Origin of the sequence: Sphaerisporangium rufum (assembly GCF_016863395.1) — a bacterium.
GTDB lineage: Bacteria > Actinomycetota > Actinomycetes > Streptosporangiales > Streptosporangiaceae > Sphaerisporangium > Sphaerisporangium rufum.
In genome coordinates this window covers 25126-39808 of sequence record NZ_BOOU01000051.1, presented here as the reverse complement: position 1 = coordinate 39808, position 14683 = coordinate 25126, and the positions used below count along the sequence as shown (strand labels likewise).

Below are 14683 nucleotides of genomic sequence, written 5' to 3'. Positions count from 1 at the left end.
GTGGCGGGTCGTGGTCTGGTCCACCGACGGTCCGGCCGCCCGGTCCGGCGCGGCCGGCCGGCGTGGCCTCGCGGCCGGCGATCAGGTCGCGGCGGGGGCGCCGCCGGCGATCGCGGCCGGCGGCCGGCCGAGCGCCGCGGCCATCCGGCCGACCGCCTCGGCGACCAGTTCCGGGCCGGTGGCGAAGTTGAACCGGGCGTGCCCGGCCCCCTCGGCGCCGAACTTCAGCCCCGGGTACAGCGCGACGTCGCCGCGGCGCAAGAACCACTCGGCCGGGTCGTCGCCGAGCCCGAGCACCCGGAAGTCCAGCCAGGCCAGGTAGGTGCCCTGCGGCGGCTGGTAGCCGACCTCCGGCAGGTGCTCGCGCAGCAGCGCGGCCAGCAGGTCCCGGTTGGCGGTCAGCCCGGCCAGCAGCTCGTCCAGCCAGGCCTCGCCGGCCGAGAAGGCCGCCTCGGCGGCGATGACCCCGAGCAGGCCGGCGCCGGTGCCGACCTCCGGGTCCATCCGGGCCAGGTCGGCCGCCGCCGGGGCGCCGCCCGGCACGGCCAGCGCGCCCTTGAGCCCGGCCAGGTTCCACGCCTTGGACGCGGAGGCCAGCATGATCGAGCGGGCGGCGGACTCGGCGTCCAGCGCGCCGAACGGCACGTGCCGGGCTCCCGGGTGGACGATCGGCGCGTGGATCTCGTCGGAGATCACCCGCACGCCGTGCCGGTCGGCCAGCCGCGCCACCTCGCGCAGTTCCTCGGCGGCCGGCACCAGCCCGGTGGGGTTGTGCGGGTTGCACAGCAGGAAGGCCCGGGCGCCGCCGGCGAACTCCCGCTCCAGCGCGTCCAGGTCCAGCCGGTAACCGTCGGCGGTGAGCGCCAGCGGGCTCGCCACGACCGGACGGCCGATGCGCGGCAGCCAGTAGAAGTACGGCGGGTAGGCCGGGGTGTTGATCACCACCGGGTCGCCCGGCTCGGTGACCAGGTGCAGCGCCTCGACGACCCCCATCATCACGTCCGGTACCAGGCGCATGGCGGCCGGGTCCGGGCGCCAGCCGAACCGGCGGGCGGAGAAGCCCGCGTACGCCTCCGGCAGCCCGCCGGGGACGGCGTACCCGGTGTCGCCGCGCTCCAGCGCCTCGGCGAGCGCCGCCGCGATCGGCGGGGCGAGCGGGGTGTCCATCTCCGCGACCCAGACCGGCAGCACGTCCGCCGGGTACTCGCGCCACTTGGCGCTGTGCCGGGCGCGCAGCTCGTCGAGACGGTAAGCGCCGAGTGGGCCGGCCGTCCGGCGGCCGTTCTGGTGGATGTCGCTGCTCGTCACATCAGTCCCTTCGGCATGGGAGCCCATATCGAGTGCTATGCCCGACTGCATCCCGGTAATTCGTCATCTACGGGATAGCACATGACCGCCCGGCCACCTCCGGCGCGTACCTCGGGAAATCCGGGGTCCACCAGCGCCCGCCGGACGGCAGCACCGCGAACGCCGCCACCCCGGGCAGCCCCGCCAGCCACTCCCGGGCCTGATCGCCCATGGCCAGCGCGGCGGTGGCCAGCGCGTCCGCCCAGGCCAGGTCGGCGGCCACCACCGTCACCGAGGCCAGCTCGCTCGCCGGCCGGCCGCTGCGCGGGTCCAGCACGTGCGCGCCCCGCTCGGCCACGCCCGAGGTCGCCACCGCCAGGTCGCGGCCGGACACCACCGCCGCCAGCCCGCCGGGGCGCAGCGGGTCGGCGATGCCGGTCCGCCACGGCCGCCCCGGCGCCGCCTCACCGGACAGCCGCACGTCCCCGCCGCCGTTGACCGCGTGGCAGGTCGCGCCCGCGGCGCGCAGCATCGCCGAGGCCCGCTCCACCGCCCACCCCTTGACCAGCCCGGACGGGTCCAGCCGCCCGCCGGGGGTGGCGGTGAAGCAGCCGCCGCTGGCCGCCGATGCCGCCGCGCACAGATCCAGCACCTCGCCGACCTCCGCCGGGCAGTCCGCCAGGTCGATCTCGCCGCGGCCCAGCCGGCTGACGTGGCTGCCCGGGCGGTAGGTGGAGAACACCTCGTCCACCCGGTGCAGCCAGCCGACCGCCCCGGCCAGCGCGGCCCGTAGCGCCGAGGTGCTCTGGTGCCGCACGTCGAAGGAGAACACCGTCCCCATCACGTGCTCGGCGTGCCGGATCACCGGCCCGCCCTGTCCAGCGCGCTCTGCAGCGAGCCGATGTAGCCCTCGCTGGTGTAGGTCGCACCGGAGACCGTGTCGATCTGCGCGCTCTGCGCGGCCAGCGTCTCGGCGTCCAGAATCGGCACCGCCACCCGGTTGATCTCCCGGTCCCGGCGGTTGGCATCCGGGACGACCACCGCGTCCACCCCGGTGATCTTCCCGCCGGAAAGCGAGATCCGCACCTGCACCGGCCCCCACCGGGTGTCCACCGCGTCCCCGGTCACCACCTGGCCGGCCTTGCCGGCCGTCCCGGTGTCGCCGCCGGCCGTCCCGGTGCCGCCGGTGGCGCCCGGCCGGGGGAGAACCCCGTCGTCGTCATCGTCCTCGTCGTCGCCCCGGTCGCCGTCCTCGGCGTGGTCGCGCCCGCGCCCGCCCGGGGCGCCGAGCGTGCCGCCGGTGCCGCCGCCGGCCACCGCGGCCGGCGGGGCGCCGGCCGGTCCCACGTCGTGCGGCTTGAACGACAGCAGCAGCACCAGCCCGACCACCGTGGCGAGCACGGCCAGAACCGCTCTACGCATCAGGGCTCCCATCAAGATCGAACGGGACGCCGGGCGTCCCGCGGAGGTTTCTCAGAACTCGAACGACTCGTGGTGGACGCGTCGGCGCGGCACGCCCGCGGCGCGCAGCGCGGCGATCGCCGCCCGGGCCATGCCGGCCGGGCCGCACACGTAGACGGTGTGCTCGCGCAGGTCCGGGACCAGCCGGGCCAGCGTCTCGGGGGTGAACGGGTCGCCGTACGCGGCGCGCGAGCCGACCAGGTAGCGCAGCGTCGCCCCGCGGCGGGCCGCGATGCCGGCCAGTTCGTGGTGGAAGACCACCCCGGCCGGCTCGCTCGCCCGGTACAGCAGCGTCACCTGCCCGGGCACCGTCTCGAACAGCGCCCGGATCGGAGTGATCCCGACCCCGCCGGCGATCATCAGCACCTTGCGGCGGCCCGCGGCTCGCCGCGCGGTGAACGCGCCGTACGGGCCCTCGGCCACCACCTGCGTCCCGGGCCGCAGCCCGGCCAGCGACCGGCTGTGGTCGCCCAGATCCTTCACGGTGATCCGCAGCCGGTCCCCGTCCGGCGGCGCCGACAGCGAGTACGGGTTGGCCGCCCACCACCGGTCCCGGGTGAGGAACCGCCAGCGGAAGAACTGCCCCGCCTCGGCGCGCAGGCCGTCCAGCCGGCGGCCGGCCAGGTACACCGACACCACGCCCGGCGCCTCCTGGACCACCTCGGCCACCCGCAGCCGGTGCCGCAGCGCCAGCCGGGCCGGCACCAGGAAGCGGAACCACACCAGCACCGCCGCCACCGCCAGGTACAGCCCGTACCAGGCGGCCCGCGCCACCGGGTCGCCGGCGAACTGCTCCCCGGTCGCCACCTGGTGGCCGAAGGCCAGAAAGGCGGCCAGGTAGGTGTAGAAGTGCAGGTAGAACCAGGTCTCGTACCGCAGCCGGGGCCGCGCCGCCCGCGCCGACACCGCGCCCACCCCGACCAGCAGCAGCACCGCGACCGTGGCCTTCAGCACGTCGGGGTAGGTCAGCACCAGCGTCACCGTCTCGTCCACCACCCCGGCGCGCTCGGTGACGGCGTACCCCCAGATGATCAGCAGGGTGTGCGCGACGGCCAGCCCGACGGTGTACCGGCCGCCCATCGCGTGCCAGCGGGTCAGCCGGTCGGCGCCCGCCGAACGCTCCAGCGCCGGGATCCGCGCCATCAGCACCAGCAGCACCGCGATCGCGTACCCGGCGAGCAGCCCGGTGATCCGCCCGGCGCCGGTCAGCCACCCGCCCAGGCCGGTGACCGCGGCGGTGTCGCGCCACCACAGCGCGAGCACCGCGGCCGCACCCGCCGTGACCAGGGACGGGACCAGCACCGCGGCGCCGTGCGGCCCGACCCCCGGCGGCCCGGACGTCCGGGCGGGGGTGACGGTGGCGGAGCGCCGGTCGGCGTAGGTGGTGCTCAAGGAGGCTTCCTTTCCTCGACTCGCCGCCCACCGTGCCAGAGCCACTTCTTTGTTCCCTCTGAGAAGCGGCGTTCAGAGGGAACTCAGAGCCACCGCATAGAGTGCGTTGCGCTACCGAGAGGACGCTGGACCCACCATGAGCGAAAGCATGTCCGCCCCCGCCGCCGGGCTGCGCCGCCCGGACGGCTCCCCGGTGCGCGTCCTGGTCGTGGACGACGAACCGGACCTGGCCGAGGTGCTCGGCGCGGTGCTGCGCTACGAGGGCTGGCAGGTGCGCACCGCCGGCGACGGCGCTGCCGCCCTCGCCGCGGCCCGCGAGTTCGCCCCGGACGCCGTCATCCTGGACGTCATGCTGCCCGACACCGACGGGCTGGCCGTGCTGCGCCGGCTGCGCGCCGAGCTGCCGCAGGTGTGCGTGCTGTTCCTCACCGCCCGGGACGCCGTGGAGGATCGGGTGGCGGGCATCACGGCCGGCGGCGACGACTACGTCACCAAGCCGTTCAGCCTGGAGGAGGTGCTGGCCCGGCTGCGCGGCCTGCTGCGCCGGGCCGGCATGGCCCGCGCCGAGGCCGGCCACCGGCTGGCCGTCGGCGACCTGGTCATGGACGAGGACGCCCGCGAGGTCACCCGGGGCGGGACGCTGGTCGAGCTGACCCCGACCGAGTTCGAGCTGCTGCGCTTCCTGATGCGCAACCCGCGCCGCGTGCTGTCCAAGGCGCAGATCCTGGACCGGGTCTGGTCCTACGACTTCGGCGGCCAGGCCCACGTGGTCGAGCTGTACATCTCCTACCTGCGCAAGAAGATCGACGCCGGCCGTCCCCCGCTCATCCACACCGTGCGCGGCGTCGGATACGTCCTGAAACCGCCCGCCCCATGAGCCGGCGGCCGTGGCCGGTGACCCTGCGCGGCCGGCTGATCGCCGGGCTGCTGGTGCTGCTCGCCGCCGCCTGCGCCGCGGTCGGCGCGGCCAGCGTGATCGCGCTGAACCGCTCGCTGATGGAGGGCCTGGACCGGCAGCTGGCCGCGGACGGCGGCCGGTTCGCCGCCAGCCTGGAACACGCAGGCGAGCACCGGGAGCGGCCCGGCGACGACGACGACCTGTACACCGGCGAGGGCGACAGCCGCGGCCAGGCGCCCGGCACCCTCGGCGCCCGGCTGGTCGCCGGGCGGGTCACCCACGCGGACATGGTGCCCTGGCGCGGCCGGCACGACGTGCTGCCCGCCGGCCGCGCCCCGCGCGCCCTGTCCGCGGCCGACGCGGCCACCCTGGCCGGGCTGGCCGCCGACGGCCGGCCCCGCACCGTCGGCCTGGCCGAGCTCGGCGACTACCGGGTGGCCGCGGTCCGCGGCGACGACGGCGACGTGCTGGTGACCGGGCTGCCGCTGCACGAGGCCGAGGAGACCGTCCGCCGGCTGGAGATGGTCGAGCTGGCGGTGTTCGCCGCCGCCCTGCTGGCCACCGGCGTCGCCGGCGCGCTGTGGGTCGGGGTGTCGCTGCGCCCGCTGCGCCGGGTCGCCGCCACCGCCGGGGTCGTGGCCGGGCTGCCGCTGGCCGACGGCGAGGTGGCGCTGCCGGGCGGCGTCCCGCACGCCGACCCGCGCACCGAGGTGGGCCAGGTCGGCGCGGCGTTCAACCGGATGCTGGAGCACGTCGGCGCCGCGCTGGCCCGGCGGCACGAAAGCGAGCAGCGGCTGCGCCGGTTCGCCGCCGACGCCAGCCACGAGCTGCGCACCCCGCTGGCCGCCATCCGCGGCCACGCCGAGCTGGCCCGCCGCCATCCCGGCCCGGTACCGCCGGAGGTACGGCACGCGCTTGATCGGGTGCAGGCCGAGTCGGTGCGGATGGGCCGCCTGGTCGACGACCTGCTGCTGCTCGCCCGGCTGGACGCCGGCCGGCCGCTGCGCCGGGAGGAGGTGGACCTGACCCGGCTGGCGATCGACGCGACCGGCGACGCCCGCGCCGCCGGGCCGGAGCACCGCTGGCGGCTGGAACTGCCCGAGGAGCCGGTGACCGTCACCGGTGACGCCGACCGGCTGCACCAAGTGCTGGTCAACCTGCTGAACAACGCCCGGATCCACACCCCGCCGGGCACCACGGTCACCGTCTCGGTGGCCGGGCCGGGCCGGGGACGGGACCATGCCGAGCTGTCGGTGGCCGACGACGGGCCCGGTGTCCCCGCCGAGTTCCAGCACGAGGTCTTCGACCGGTTCGCCCGGGCCGACCGGGGCCGGGCCCGCGCCTCCGGCGGCACCGGCCTCGGCCTGGCGATCGTCCAGGCCGTCGCGCACGCGCACGGCGGCACCGTCGCCCTGGACGGCGTCCCGGGCCGCACCGTGTTCACCGTCACCCTGCCCGCCTCGCCTGACCCGTCCCGCCCGGCAGAGCAGACCGGGCCGAGCTGACCGTGCCGTGCCGGCCGTGCCGTGCCGTGCCGTACCGGCCGTGCCGTGCCGGCCGTGCGGTACCGGCCGTGCCGTGCCGGCCGGGCCGGTCGCGGGCGGTGAGGTGTCGCCCGGCGGGACACCCGCGCCGCAGGCCGGCGGATGAGAGCCGGAGCTCCGTCAGGGCAGGCGCGCCCGGCGGCCGGGACGGGAACGCCGGCCGGTGAGCCGCGCGGAGGGCGCGGTCAGCGGCCGGCGTCCCCGCCGGTCAGGACGGCCTCAGGCCCGCCGGGTCAGCTTGAACACCGCTGCCCGTTGAGGGTGAAGGCCGCCGGCGCCTGGTTCTGGCCGGTCCAGCTGCCGTTGAACCCGATGTCGGTGGACGCGCCGGGCGCCAGCCTGCCGTTCCAGCTCAGGCTGGTCGCGGTGACCGCCGCGCCCTGCTGGCTCCAGTCGGCCGACCAGCCCTGGGTGACCTTCTGGCCGTTGGCGAACTCGAAGCCCAGCTTCCAGCCGTTGACGGCCTGGGCGCCGGTGTTGGTGATCTTCACGGTGGCGGTGAACCCGCCCGACCAGCTGGTCGCCTGATACTTCACCGAGCAGCCGCCGGCGGGGGCGGCCGCGGTCCGCACGGTCAGCGCCGGCGAGCCGGGCGAGACGTTGCCGGCGGCGTCCCGGGCGGTGACCACGAAGGTGTACTCGGTGTCGGCGGCCAGCCCGGTCACCGTGTACGAGGTGCCGGTGGCGCTGCCCACCTTGACGCGGGTGGTGCCGTCCATCCGGTACACGTCGTACCCGGTGACGCCCCGGTCGTCGATGGCGGCGGTCCAGCTCAGCGCCACGCTGCCGGTGGTGACCGCACCGGCGACCGGCTTGCCGGGCGCGGTCGGCGCCTTGGTGTCGGCGTCATCGCCCTTGGGCAGCACCACATGGGTGATGGAGTTGGCCGGGAAGGTGCCGGTGAACCCGGTGGCGGTCACCGGCTGGTCGGCCGCCCGCACGATCGTGGTGAGGTCGGCGTCGCTGTACCGGTAGACCTGCGCGGTGCCCGCCGAGGCGCCGGTCAGCGCCAGCTGGCTGGTCAGCTCTTCGCCGGTCTTGTTCACCACGACCATGGTCAGCGCCTTGTCCGAGGCGCGCTCGGCCGCGTACACCGCCAGCTTGTCCTGGTCGGCGCTGGTGGCCTTCACCGAGGTCTCGCCGAACGCCCCGCCCTTGCCGTCGTAGTTCCGGTAGATCCGGAAGGCGTGCGCGACCGGCTGGGCCGGCTCCGGCGCGGTCCACAGGGCGGCCATGTCCAGACCCTCCCGGCCGAAGATGCCGAGGACGTCGGCCTGGGCCAGCGCCCCGTTGATGTGCCCGAACGCGCCCCAGTTGTACTCGGTGATCGCGGTCTTGGTGCCGGGGTAGTGCTGGTCCACCAGCTCCTTCAGCCGCGGGATCATCCGGACCGGCTGGTTGATCCAGCTCTCGTCCACATACGTCGGGTCCCACAGCTGGCGGGTCGAGCGCAGCCGCAGCGCCTGGGTGGCCGCGTCGCCGGGCTCCTGGTTGAACACCCCGGACTGCTGGGGGTAGATGTGGATGTCGAAGTAGTCCAGCAGTCGGGTGCCGTGCTCCTGCTCGTAGGCGCGCATCTGGTCCAGGTACCACGGGCCGAGCTGCTGGCCGCCGTGCGCGGCGCGGTCCGGCGGGTCGCTCCAGCAGCCGGTCCGCGAGCAGGTGTCCTGGTCCAGCCCGGAGTAGATGATCGAGTTGAGGCCCCAGCCGACCGGGCCGAGGGTCTTGGCGCCCGGGTCGGCCTGCTTCAGCGCGCCCGCGTACTCGATGGTGCGGTCGCGCAGCTCGTCGTAGCCCAGACCGGCCGGCCGCACGTCCCGGTGGGTGGCGTGCCAGAGGTCCGGCTCGTTGTCCAGCGCCCAGAACCGCACCCCGCCGCTGCCGGCGCCGCCGTAGCGGCCCTTGAGGTGCGCCACCCAGTCCTTGATGTACTGGGGACCGGCCTCGACGCTGGTGTCGTGCGGGTCGTTACCGGTGATCAGCGTGCCGTCCGGCTTCTTGCCGTTGCCGCAGTCGGGCGCCCACGGGTCGGTGGACTCCTGCGGGCCGTACTTGGCCACGCTGAAGCCGCACGACTTGGTGCGGTCCTTGGGTACCCAGCCGATCAGCGGCATGGTGAGGATGGTCTCGGCGCCGGTCGCCTTGTTCTGCTCCACGAACCGGTCGCTGTCCGAACCGTTCGGCAGGCTCTCGGGGTCGGCGTTCTCGTTCGGGATGTTCTCGAAGTACCAGTCACCCGCCCGGTTGGAGGTGTCGTAGCGGAAGTTGTACCGGGTGGTGGCGTTGCCGCCCCACCGGTGCACCGGCAGCCGCAGGTCGCGGGCCAGCTCGGCGCCGGCGAAGTTCATGCCGTACACGTAGGGGCTGATGGCGTGCCGGCCGGCGGTGGCGTCGACGGTGAGGGCCGGCCCGGCGGCGGCCCGCGCCGGAGCGGACAGCGGCCCGGGGCCCAGGGCGATGCCCGTCGCCACCAGACCGGCCAGCACCGCCGGCGTCACTCGGCTTTTCGTCCTCATGGAGAGGTTGCCTCCTGCTGTCGTGGGGAAAGCGCGTGTGCCACGTTGGAAATCGGCCCGCCGGGAGTCAAGACGATCACCGCCGGAGCCGGCATCACCCCCGGTGGCCCGCGAAAGTTTCAGCCGCGTGCCGAACGGTCCGGCTTCGCCGATCTTGTTAACGTGGTCGGGTGATCGCGGGCTCGGGGGACCCGCGGCCGGAGAGGGAGAACCACATGCAGGAGCGACGGCCCGAACTGCCGCGCGAGCGGTGGCGGGAGTTCTTCGACACCATGACCCGCGAGCATCTCGGCTCGGCGATGACCGTCGAGGTGCTCGGCGCCGACATCGGCGATCAGATGGACGCCGAGCGCGTCCCGCTGGCCTACCTGGAGTACGACGCCAAGGACGACCAGTTCGCCATCGGCCTGGGCGGCGAGGACGGCCGCCACCCGGTGGTGACGCGGCACGCCATCGACCACCCCCGGCAGATCATGGCCGACACCGTCCAGCACGGCAGCGTCCAGGCCATCGAGATCATCGATGAGGCCGGCACCCGCACCATCATCACCATCCACCCCGCCCAAGGCCCCGCCTGACGGCCACCCGAACTAACTCGGAGCTCCAGGTCGGCAACCTGCTTGCCTTGAATATGGCAAGCAGGTTGCCTAGCATGGTGAAGAGAAAGGAACTTCTTGATCGGATGGCGAGACTGGCTCTTGAGTTCGGCTTCGAGTTCTCCAAGTCCCCCGACGTCCATGGTGGGAGCCATGACAAGTGGTACGTAGGAGGCGAGGCGGTCATCGTTCCCCGACACAACGAGATCAACGAGTTGACCGCCAAAAGGATCCTCCGGGTCTGGGAAGCGTTACTTGACGAGACGGCGAGGCGGGAAGAGGGGCACGGCCAGTGAGTACCTTTCGGGTGAAGGCCCAGAAAGCCGGTGGTTGGTGGGCCTTGACCGTCGAAGGCCCAGGAATGCGGCGTCCGGCATACACCCAGGCTCGTCGCCTGGACAGGGCGGAGGCTACGGTTCGGGATCTGCTTGCCTTGCATTTCGAAATGGCCGCTTCCGACCTGGAAGACATTGAGATCGTCCTGGTCGACGAACCATTGGCGGACGAGTTGGCCGCCACGCGCCAGATCCGTCAGGAGGCCGATCGTCTCCGTGAGGAGGCGACCGCCCGCACCCGTCTTACGGCACGCCATCTCAGGGACCGGGGATATGCCCAGCGGGAAATCGGCGTACTGCTTGGCGTCAGCCATCAGGCAGTAGGGAAGCTGCTCGGCGAGTATGCCCAAGCGCTGCCCCGTGAGCGCCGTACCGGAACGCATGGCTGATTAGTTCCTCCGCCGGGTGCTGAAGCGCGTTCCGCGATCCGCCGGCCGGCGCCGGGGGAGAGCGTCGACCTCTGAGGCGAGAGGGGCGTTGTCGATCCTCCGGCGGCGGGTCGGTGCCATCATGGTCGGCGGTTTCGCGCTTCCCGCCGGCGGTTCACGGCCGGCGCGCGGAGCCCGCACAAGGGGGCGACGGGCTGATGGTGGCACCGGGGACTGGCACCGGCATCGCGGACGGCGGCGCCCAAGGCTCGATGCCCGGGGGGCGGCGCCGGCGGCGGATCGTGCTGATCCTGGCGATACCGCTGGTGGTGCTGATCGTGCTGATCTTCGGGTCCGTGGCCTGGCAGGTGGCGCTGCCCGCCTGGCAGGGCCGGGGCGAGTACGTCCAGGTGGTGCCCGCCACGTCGGTGGTCAAGGTGGACGACCTGCGCACCGGGCGCGGGCTGGCGACCCGGATCCCGCTGCAGGCCACCGGCGGGATGACCGAGGACGGCGCCGGGCCGACCGACGATTGGTCCTGGGCGCGGTGGGCCGACCAGTTGGGCGACACCTCGCTGGATGTCGACATCAAGCGCTACCCGGCGACCGCCCTGCACCCGGGCGCGGATGATGCGAGGGAGCGGCTGGCCCAAGGGATCGCCTTCCTGCGCGAGCATCACACCCGGTTCCAGGTCTTCACCGGCCTTGGCGACACCGCCTACGACGTGATCGGCAACGGCGGGGTGGAGGTCAACGTCCAGGCCCGCAACGTCGTCATCCAGGTCAAGTTCGTCGCCGACCTCGACGCCGACCGGCTGCGGAACATCGCCCGGCCGATCGCCGAGGCCGCCGTCAGGCGCCTGGACGCGGTCGCCGCCTCCTGACCCCGGCCGGTGGCGCGGCGAGCCCGGTATCGGAACGTCCGGTCAGACGGTCGCGGCATAGGCGTCCAGCATGCCCGGCCAGCCGTTGGCCGAGCCGAACACGGCGGCCATCTGGGCGGCGCGGGCGCCGAACCGGTCCAGGTGGGCGTGCTCCAGCTCGACCCGGGTGCGGTCGCCGTCCTGCGGGGTGAAGGTGACCCGCACCTCGGTCACCAGCTCGGGGTCGTAGGCCCAGTCGGCGCTGATCTGCCAGGCGAGCACCAGCCGGTGCGGCGGCTCCCAGACCAGCACCCGGCCCCAGTCGCACTCCGAGCCGTCCTCGCCCTTCTCGTACCAGCGGCCGCCCTCTCCCGGCTCCAGCACGCTCTCGCGCAGCGGAGCGTCGCCGATGTGGTGGTCCCGGGGCCACCACCGGTCGATGCCGGCGGTGAACACCTCGAAGGCGCGCTCCGGCGTGGCGGACACGGTCACGCTGCGGCGCACACTCGTCGCCGCCTCGGTCTGGGTCATGATCTCTCCTCTGTGCTCGCCGGCCGGGCCGGCGGTTCGGACTCCTCGACCGCGGCGGCGAACCCGTCCAGGGCCTGCCGCCAGAAGCGGTCGAAGTAGCGGCGGACGGCGTCGAGTCCGGCGGGGTCCAGGCGGTACAGCCGCCGGGTTCCCTCGGCCTCCACCCGCACCAGCCCGGCGTCCTTGAGCACCTTCAGGTGCTGGCTGGTCGCCGGGCGGCTCAGCGGGAGGGCGGCGGCCAGCACCCCGACCGGCATCGGCCCGGCGGCCAGCCGCTCCACGATCAGCCGCCGGCTCGGGTCGCCGAGCGCGTCGAGTACCAACGAAGCGTTCGTCGTCACGAACCGTTTATAGCCACGAACCGTTCCACCGGTCAACCCCGTCACCCACCTTCGCCCGTATGGCCGGGAAGGCCACCCGGTCCAGGGCCTGCCGCAAGCCGGTCGCCGCGACGAGCCCGCAGCGCGGAACGGCTCAACCTCGAGGTGCGTGGCCTGGCGGATCGGCCGGCGACTCGCCGGATTTGTACGGCACCTGGCACCATGTGGTGACCGTCGCGCCGTGATGGGAGACGCCCCACTCCTCGGCCAGCGCGTTGACGATGCGCAGCCCTCGGCCGCCCTGGGCGTACAGGTCGTCCCGCGCCCGGGGTGCGTGCTGGGCCGAGCCGTCGTCGGTTACCGCCACCCGGACGATGCCGTCCAGGTCATCGATGGTCAGGGTCACCGTGCCCCGCGCCGTACCCGAGCGCGAATGCACGATCGAGTTGGTGACGAGTTCACTGACCACCAGCACCACGTCGTCGCCGGCCGGATGATCGCGACCCAGCAGGTCCTGGGTGAACTGCCGCGCCCGGGCCACCGACGTCCGGCATCCGAGCAGTCTGACGATCCCCGCGCGTTCGCTCGGCACTACGTCACCCCCTTGATTTCGGTGAGGGGACGGTGACTGAGGGTGAACTGATGCCGCAAGCCAATTGCAAGAGTTGCAGTTCCAACTTCCTTCACTATGAGTCAGCCGCAGTGACAGCCGGTAGGCGAGACTTGAGCGCGATTCGAGGAGGTGATGGGCTCGTGCTCGATCGCCAAGGGCCGAGCGTTCGCCGGCGCAGGCTGGCGGGACAGTTGCGTTCGCTGCGGGAACGTGCCGGCCTCACCGGTGATGAGGTCGCCCAACAGGTCGGTTGGTCGGCATCCAAGCTGAGCAGGATGGAAACGGCGCACGTCGGTATTCGGGTGAAGGATCTGCTGATCCTGCTTGATCTCTACGCGGTACCGGACAGTAAGCGGGCTGCTCTGGTCACCCTGGCGCGTACCGCGCGCCAGCGTGGCTGGTGGGACATGTACGACTCGATTCCCACGGAGTACGCGACCTACATCAGTCTGGAGGCAGCCGCTTCCGAGATCAGGCGGTACGACCAGACGCTCGTCCATGGACTGTTACAGACGGAAAACTACGCGCGCGCCATCATCGAATCCGGTCTCATGTCCCTGGTTCCCCGGCAGGAGGTCGAGCGCAGGGTGGAGATCCGCCTCACCCGGCAGGAACTGTTGCGCCGCGCGACACCGGTGGAACTACGGATCGTGCTCGACGAAGCCGCGCTGAGACGTGTTGTCGGTGGCCCTTCGGTCATGCGTGAACAGTGCGAGTACCTGCTCGCCGCGGCGGAGCGCTCAAATGTGGCAATTCAGCTCCTGCCGAACGAAGTCGGAGCGCATCCGGGTGCGGTGGGCGCTTTCTCCATTCTGGGATTCCCGGGGAGCGGTGAAGCCGACGTCGTTTACGTGGAGACCATGGCCAGCAGCCTGTACATCGAGGATGATTCGGATATACACCGATACTGCATGGCGTTCGATCGGCTCCGCACGATGGCTCTCGGCTCGGACGAATCACTCGACATGATCGGTCGGATCGCCGATTCCTACGACTCCGATGAGACGAGGACAGGGAATGAAGCGCGGGTCACCGGAAGGATCACCGCTCATCTGGCGTAAGAGCACGTACAGCGAAGGCGCCAACGGCTGCGTGGAGACCGCGGCCGTCGGCGGGCCGGCCGAACCATCACCGCACGCGGTCCTGAACTGGCGACAGTCCGCCTTCAGTAATGGCGGCGAGGGCTGCGTCGAGTATTCCGTCGGTGGTGCGACGGGCGGGTTCCGGCTGGTTCGGGACTCGAAGGTGCCGGATGGGCCGGTGGTGGCCTTCGGCGCGGTCGCGTGGCGGGCGTTCATCGCCGAGTTGAAGATCGGCGGGACCGGGTTCGGCCGCTGATCACCGCTCGGGGCCGTGCCGACGCGGGAGTCGCATGGGGTCGACCGTTTCCCGGGGACTGGAACTATGCTCTGCCGGGGAGGGGGTGGCCGATGACCGTGCACGGGCCGCGGATCGGGCGGTACTACGAGGACTTCGTCGTGGGCGACGTCTACCGGCACCCGCTCGGCCGGACGATCAGCGAGGCGGACAACACCTGGTTCACCCTGCTGACGATGAACACCAACCAGAACCACTTCAACGCGCACTACGCGGCGAAGGCGCCGGTCGGGAAGGTCATCGTCAACTCGGGGCTGTCGGTGGCCATCGTGCTCGGCCTCTCGGTGAGCGACGTCAGCCAGAACGCCATGATGAACCTCGGCTGGGAGGATATCCGGCTGACGCACCCGGTGTTCATCGGTGACACCCTGTACGCCGAGTCGGTGGTGCTGGCCACCCGGGAGTCGGCGTCCCGCCCGTACGCCGGCATCGTCACCTGCCGCACCCGTGGCCTGAACCAGGACGGCGACGAGGTCATGTCCTGGCGCCGGTCGGTCATGGTCTACAAGCGGGACGCCCCGCAGGACAAGGACCACTTCCCCGAGGCCAGGTCCGGCCCGCTGCACTAGCCGACAGAGCCGA

The 14683-nt window shown here is 72.9% G+C and carries 17 protein-coding genes; 9 read left to right on the top strand and 8 right to left on the bottom strand.

Annotation, left to right across the window (positions count from 1 at the left end; translation table 11 throughout):
- Window positions 1-81: 81 nt before the first annotated feature.
- From Sru01_RS18005 to Sru01_RS17990, 4 genes are all read right to left on the bottom strand, one after another.
- Window positions 82-1308 carry a MalY/PatB family protein gene (locus Sru01_RS18005; protein ID WP_239137519.1) on the bottom strand — a complete coding sequence of 409 codons (1227 nt, stop codon included), beginning with the start codon at window positions 1306-1308 and terminating at the stop codon, window positions 82-84.
- Window positions 1309-1375: 67 nt separating this feature from the next.
- Entirely contained in the window at window positions 1376-2152 is a 777-nt protein-coding gene (locus Sru01_RS18000; protein WP_239137518.1) for an FAD:protein FMN transferase, read from the bottom strand.
- On the bottom strand, window positions 2149-2709 hold the full coding sequence (locus Sru01_RS17995) for an FMN-binding protein (RefSeq protein WP_203987143.1): 561 nt from the start codon (window positions 2707-2709) through the stop codon (window positions 2149-2151). The genes Sru01_RS18000 and Sru01_RS17995 overlap by 4 nt, the downstream gene beginning before the upstream one ends.
- Before the next feature lie 51 nt (window positions 2710-2760).
- Window positions 2761-4140, bottom strand: a complete 1380-nt coding sequence (locus Sru01_RS17990; protein ID WP_203987125.1) for a ferredoxin reductase family protein — start codon at window positions 4138-4140, stop codon at window positions 2761-2763.
- Window positions 4141-4276: 136 nt separating this feature from the next.
- Between Sru01_RS17990 and Sru01_RS17985 the strand changes: the two genes are divergently transcribed.
- On the top strand, window positions 4277-5017 hold the full coding sequence (locus Sru01_RS17985; RefSeq protein ID WP_203987122.1) for a response regulator transcription factor: 741 nt from the start codon (window positions 4277-4279) through the stop codon (window positions 5015-5017).
- Window positions 5014-6543 carry a sensor histidine kinase gene (locus tag Sru01_RS17980; RefSeq protein WP_203987119.1) on the top strand — a complete coding sequence of 510 codons (1530 nt, stop codon included), beginning with the start codon at window positions 5014-5016 and terminating at the stop codon, window positions 6541-6543. The genes Sru01_RS17985 and Sru01_RS17980 overlap by 4 nt, the downstream gene beginning before the upstream one ends.
- A 272-nt stretch (window positions 6544-6815) precedes the next feature.
- Here the strand turns inward: Sru01_RS17980 and Sru01_RS17975 are convergent, their stop codons facing one another.
- Entirely contained in the window at window positions 6816-9098 is a 2283-nt protein-coding gene (locus Sru01_RS17975; RefSeq protein ID WP_203987116.1) for a glycoside hydrolase family 44 protein, read from the bottom strand.
- Between the two features lie 215 nt (window positions 9099-9313).
- On the opposite strand from Sru01_RS17975, the gene Sru01_RS17970 reads away from it, so the two are divergent.
- From Sru01_RS17970 to Sru01_RS17955, 4 genes are all read left to right on the top strand, one after another.
- Window positions 9314-9676: a DUF5335 family protein gene (locus Sru01_RS17970; RefSeq protein WP_203987075.1), complete on the top strand. Its 363-nt coding sequence runs from the start codon at window positions 9314-9316 to the stop codon at window positions 9674-9676.
- 74 nt (window positions 9677-9750) lie between these two features.
- A complete protein-coding gene (locus Sru01_RS17965) occupies window positions 9751-9990 on the top strand; it encodes a hypothetical protein (RefSeq protein ID WP_203987072.1) in 240 nt (79 codons plus the stop codon).
- A 149-nt stretch (window positions 9991-10139) separates the two neighbouring features.
- A complete protein-coding gene (locus Sru01_RS17960) occupies window positions 10140-10418 on the top strand; it encodes a hypothetical protein (RefSeq protein ID WP_203987057.1) in 279 nt (92 codons plus the stop codon).
- A 197-nt stretch (window positions 10419-10615) separates the two neighbouring features.
- A complete protein-coding gene (locus tag Sru01_RS17955) occupies window positions 10616-11281 on the top strand; it encodes a hypothetical protein (RefSeq protein WP_203987054.1) in 666 nt (221 codons plus the stop codon).
- A 42-nt stretch (window positions 11282-11323) separates the two neighbouring features.
- On the opposite strand, the gene Sru01_RS17950 is transcribed toward Sru01_RS17955, so the two are convergent.
- The 3 genes from Sru01_RS17950 to Sru01_RS17940 all read right to left on the bottom strand — a co-directional run bounded on the left by Sru01_RS17950 (window position 11324) and on the right by Sru01_RS17940 (window position 12703).
- Window positions 11324-11791 carry an SRPBCC family protein gene (locus tag Sru01_RS17950; protein WP_203987051.1) on the bottom strand — a complete coding sequence of 156 codons (468 nt, stop codon included), beginning with the start codon at window positions 11789-11791 and terminating at the stop codon, window positions 11324-11326.
- Entirely contained in the window at window positions 11788-12132 is a 345-nt protein-coding gene (locus Sru01_RS17945) for an ArsR/SmtB family transcription factor (protein WP_203987048.1), read from the bottom strand. The genes Sru01_RS17950 and Sru01_RS17945 overlap by 4 nt, the downstream gene beginning before the upstream one ends.
- Before the next feature lie 133 nt (window positions 12133-12265).
- The gene (locus Sru01_RS17940) at window positions 12266-12703 is read right to left on the bottom strand and encodes an ATP-binding protein (protein ID WP_203987045.1); all 438 of its coding nucleotides are present in this window, start codon (window positions 12701-12703) and stop codon (window positions 12266-12268) included.
- Window positions 12704-12864: 161 nt separating this feature from the next.
- Between Sru01_RS17940 and Sru01_RS17935 the strand changes: the two genes are divergently transcribed.
- The 3 genes from Sru01_RS17935 (at window position 12865) to Sru01_RS17925 (ending at window position 14670) form a co-directional block, all read left to right on the top strand.
- Window positions 12865-13785: a helix-turn-helix domain-containing protein gene (locus tag Sru01_RS17935; RefSeq protein ID WP_203987041.1), complete on the top strand. Its 921-nt coding sequence runs from the start codon at window positions 12865-12867 to the stop codon at window positions 13783-13785.
- Window positions 13742-14062, top strand: coding sequence for a DUF397 domain-containing protein (locus Sru01_RS17930; RefSeq protein WP_203987038.1), 321 nt, complete (start codon window positions 13742-13744; stop codon window positions 14060-14062). Before Sru01_RS17935 ends, Sru01_RS17930 begins: the two co-directional genes overlap by 44 nt.
- A 92-nt stretch (window positions 14063-14154) precedes the next feature.
- Window positions 14155-14670, top strand: a complete 516-nt coding sequence (locus Sru01_RS17925; RefSeq protein WP_203987035.1) for a MaoC family dehydratase — start codon at window positions 14155-14157, stop codon at window positions 14668-14670.
- Window positions 14671-14683 lie beyond the last annotated feature (13 nt).

Bases quoted from the DNA above. Each gene is read 5' to 3' on its own strand.
- Sru01_RS17995 (WP_203987143.1), bottom strand. From the start codon at position 2,709: ATGCGTAGAGCGGTTCTGGCCGTGCTCGCCACGGTGGTCGGGCTGGTG.
- Sru01_RS17985 (WP_203987122.1), top strand. From the start codon at position 4,277: ATGAGCGAAAGCATGTCCGCCCCCGCCGCCGGGCTGCGCCGCCCGGAC.
- Sru01_RS17980 (WP_203987119.1), top strand. From the start codon at position 5,014: ATGAGCCGGCGGCCGTGGCCGGTGACCCTGCGCGGCCGGCTGATCGCC.
- Sru01_RS17975 (WP_203987116.1), bottom strand. From the start codon at position 9,098: ATGAGGACGAAAAGCCGAGTGACGCCGGCGGTGCTGGCCGGTCTGGTG.
- Sru01_RS17970 (WP_203987075.1), top strand. From the start codon at position 9,314: ATGCAGGAGCGACGGCCCGAACTGCCGCGCGAGCGGTGGCGGGAGTTC.
- Sru01_RS17965 (WP_203987072.1), top strand. From the start codon at position 9,751: ATGGTGAAGAGAAAGGAACTTCTTGATCGGATGGCGAGACTGGCTCTT.
- Sru01_RS17960 (WP_203987057.1), top strand. From the start codon at position 10,140: ATGGCCGCTTCCGACCTGGAAGACATTGAGATCGTCCTGGTCGACGAA.
- Sru01_RS17955 (WP_203987054.1), top strand. From the start codon at position 10,616: ATGGTGGCACCGGGGACTGGCACCGGCATCGCGGACGGCGGCGCCCAA.
- Sru01_RS17950 (WP_203987051.1), bottom strand. From the start codon at position 11,791: ATGACCCAGACCGAGGCGGCGACGAGTGTGCGCCGCAGCGTGACCGTG.
- Sru01_RS17930 (WP_203987038.1), top strand. From the start codon at position 13,742: ATGAAGCGCGGGTCACCGGAAGGATCACCGCTCATCTGGCGTAAGAGC.
- Sru01_RS17925 (WP_203987035.1), top strand. From the start codon at position 14,155: ATGACCGTGCACGGGCCGCGGATCGGGCGGTACTACGAGGACTTCGTC.